The following is a 2,785-nucleotide window of genomic DNA, read 5'->3' as shown; positions in this document are numbered from 1 at the left end:
GGAGTCAGCCCAAGCGCTCCGCGCCGCTCACGCGACCACCCCCAGCCCCTCTCCCGGAGATGCCCTCACCCCCAGCCCCTCTCCCAGGGGGAGAGGGGGGTTGGAAGAGCACAACCGGTTTCGCTTTTCCTACAAGGATTCGGGTAGGGGCGCGGACGTTTTTTCTGTCAATAAGGGCCTGCCAGCCGGCAGACCCCAGAGCAAAACTTTTCTTCGACTCAACAAAGAGTAAGGCAAGCAGGGCCTTTAAGCTTGCCTCTCCACTCACCAGGATCCAAGAGTCTCCCGTTTGTCGCTTCAAGACTAACTCTAGGGCCCGCAGCGCAGCAAGCCGAGTTTTCTAGATCAGGCCCAGCCAGGAGGCGACGCCTTGGCCCGTCACCGCTTCAATGACAATGGCTAATACAAAGCCGATCATGGCCGCGCGACCGTTGAGACGCTCGGCATATTCGTTAAATCCAAACTTGGGCTCAGACAGGTTGGGGTTGGACATAAGAACCTCCAATGGAATTGGAACGAGGGTGAGCAGGGATCCGCAAAGAACGATTACAGGAACAGCAGCTAACCTTCAGTATAGTTTGCATTTCTTCATGATTGCAAGGAAGGTGATCATCTGGTTCCGATGGCGGCGATGATCTGCCGCGCCAGGGGAATGGCCGCCTCGTAGGCTTTGCCCTGATGCAGGTGCAGCACCAGCGCCCAGCGGGGATCCGGCAGAGGCCAAAAAGCCAGCAACCAAGCTTGGAAATCTTCGGCCCAGAGAACGGGTTGTCCGCGTCGGTGAGGATTAAGGATGGTCCCAGACTTAGCGGCCACCGGGATCCCGTCTGGGGCGATGCCGCGGCAGGTGCCCGCCGTTGCTGCCAAACGCATGCCGGCATGGAGAGCATCCCAGATGCGATCCGGCAAAGAGAGAGCAGGCAGGGATATCTCCCCAGAAAGGGGAACGCCGCGGCGGGCGATCACCCCCGCATACACCAACAGCTCCCAGGGATCCGCCGAGCCGGCCAGACCGGTCGCCAACAGCGGTGCCGGGGCCGTGTTTTCTGTCTGGGTCAAACCAAAGCGGCGCAGCCACTCCACCAGGGTCTTGGCCCCCAGCTCCCAGCCCAACTGGTAAAAATGCACGTTGCAAGACCGAGCCAAAGCTTGGCGCAAGTTGAGCTCCCCATGTCCGCGCGGATCCCAGCAAGTGAGCCGGCCCAACCCCAATTGCGGTGGCGGATCCCACCAGCCGGGGCAGTGGATGGCCCGCTCGCCGGAGCTGATCCCGGTCTGCAAGGCAGCGGCGGCCACGGCGCACTTGACCGTTGAGCCAGGGCTGGCCCTGATCTGCGCAGCCTGCTCCGGCTGCCAAACCCTCGTCAGACGACCGGTGTTCAGGTTGAGGACAATGGCAAAATCGCGCGGATGGGGCAGCCCTTGCAAACCCCAGGCCACAGCAGAACCCAAGAGCCAGGCCCCACAGGTGCGGCGTTTCATCGGCTCCCCCTCCCCAGCCAAGAACGACAGGGATCCCTGTTACAAAAATTCGGAAATCGCAGCCTTCTCACGGACTAGGGTAATCTGAAGTGCAGGTCAATGGAGAGAACCCTCATGGCGATTCAGCGTGGTGCCAAAGTCCGTGTGTTGCGGAAAGAATCCTACTGGTATCGGGATGTGGGAACGGTTGCGGCGGTGGATACCAGCGGCATTCTTTATCCGGTGATCGTCCGCTTCGACAAGATCAACTACTACAACATCAACACCAACAACTTCCGCGAAGATGAGCTGGAGGTGCTGGAAGCTCCCAAAGCCAAGGCCAAAGCCACCCCGGCTAGCTAAACCAGGGGGAGTTCTCATCGCCGGGAGCTGTGTTGCTTGAGTGAGGCGTTCTGTGCCGGAACTGCCAGAAGTTGAGACGGTTCGGCAAGATTTGCAGCGCCTCACCCTGGGGCCGCGGATACTGGCAGTGGAGGTGCTCCTGACGCGCACCATTGCCTATCCGGCAAAGGAGATTTTTGGGCAAAGCTTAATCGGCGCCTGTTTTACCCAGTGGCAGCGGCGAGGCAAATATCTTTTGGGATCCCTAGATTCCGGAGCGGTTCTGGGTGTGCATTTGCGCATGACCGGGCAATTGCTCTGGGTTCAGGGATCCGAGCCTTTGCCGGCCCATACCCGCGTCCGGCTGCGCCTGGAGCGGGGGTGGGAGCTGCGCTTTGTAGATCTGCGTACCTTTGGCCAGATGTGGCTGGTGCCCGCCGGGGTGGAGCCGGAGACGGTGATCGCCGCTCTGCAGAGCTTGGGGCCGGAGCCGCTGTCGCCGGCCTTTTCAGAAGCCTATTTCCAGGCGTCCTTGCGGAAGAGCCGGCGCCCCATCAAAACCGCCCTGCTGGATCAGTCGCTGGTGGCGGGGGTGGGCAACATCTACGCCGACGAGGCCCTGTTTCTGAGCGGCATTCACCCCTTGACGCCCGCCTTGCAGCTCTCCGACTCTGCCAAGGCACGCCTGCGGGAAGCTTTGATCCAGGTGTTGCGGGTCGGGCTGGAGCAGCGGGGCACCACCTTGCGGGATTACCGGGATCTGCGTGGGCTTAACGGCAACTACCAAGGGCAGGCATGGGTGTACGGTCGAGAAGGGGATCCCTGTCGCCTCTGTGGCACCCCCATTCAGCGGATCAAGCTGGCGGGCCGCTCAGCCCACTTTTGCCCCCACTGCCAGCCACTTCCAGGCCAGGTTGAGACTTGATGGCGTATCCCCCGTAAGCAGCTATAGTTCTAGGTTGATCCCCAGCTCCCCTCTCCC

At 61.1% G+C, this 2,785-nt stretch carries 4 protein-coding genes; 2 read left to right on the top strand and 2 right to left on the bottom strand.

Annotated features, from left to right (window positions below; all coding sequences use genetic code 11):
* Positions 1-340 precede the first annotated feature (340 nt).
* Positions 341-493, bottom strand: a complete 153-nt coding sequence (locus NW844_RS12615; protein ID WP_011429120.1) for a chlorophyll a/b-binding protein — start codon at positions 491-493, stop codon at positions 341-343.
* Between the two features lie 116 nt (positions 494-609).
* The gene (locus NW844_RS12610) at positions 610-1,482 is read right to left on the bottom strand and encodes a penicillin-binding transpeptidase domain-containing protein (protein WP_414336139.1); all 873 of its coding nucleotides are present in this window, start codon (positions 1,480-1,482) and stop codon (positions 610-612) included.
* A gap of 114 nt (positions 1,483-1,596) precedes the next feature.
* Here NW844_RS12610 and NW844_RS12605 point away from each other — a divergent pair, with 114 nt between their 5' ends.
* Both NW844_RS12605 and NW844_RS12600 read left to right on the top strand, forming a co-directional pair.
* Positions 1,597-1,824 (top strand): photosystem I reaction center subunit IV, encoded by a 228-nt coding sequence (locus tag NW844_RS12605; RefSeq protein ID WP_414336138.1) that lies wholly within the window; start codon positions 1,597-1,599, stop codon positions 1,822-1,824.
* Positions 1,825-1,876: 52 nt separating this feature from the next.
* Positions 1,877-2,728 (top strand): DNA-formamidopyrimidine glycosylase, encoded by an 852-nt coding sequence (locus NW844_RS12600; protein WP_414336141.1) that lies wholly within the window; start codon positions 1,877-1,879, stop codon positions 2,726-2,728.
* The last annotated feature ends 57 nt before the right edge of the window (positions 2,729-2,785 follow it).

It is taken from the genome of Synechococcus sp. H55.2 (genome assembly GCF_047462495.1).
Lineage (GTDB): Bacteria > Cyanobacteriota > Cyanobacteriia > Thermostichales > Thermostichaceae > Thermostichus.
This window is presented reverse-complemented; position numbering and strand designations above follow the sequence as displayed.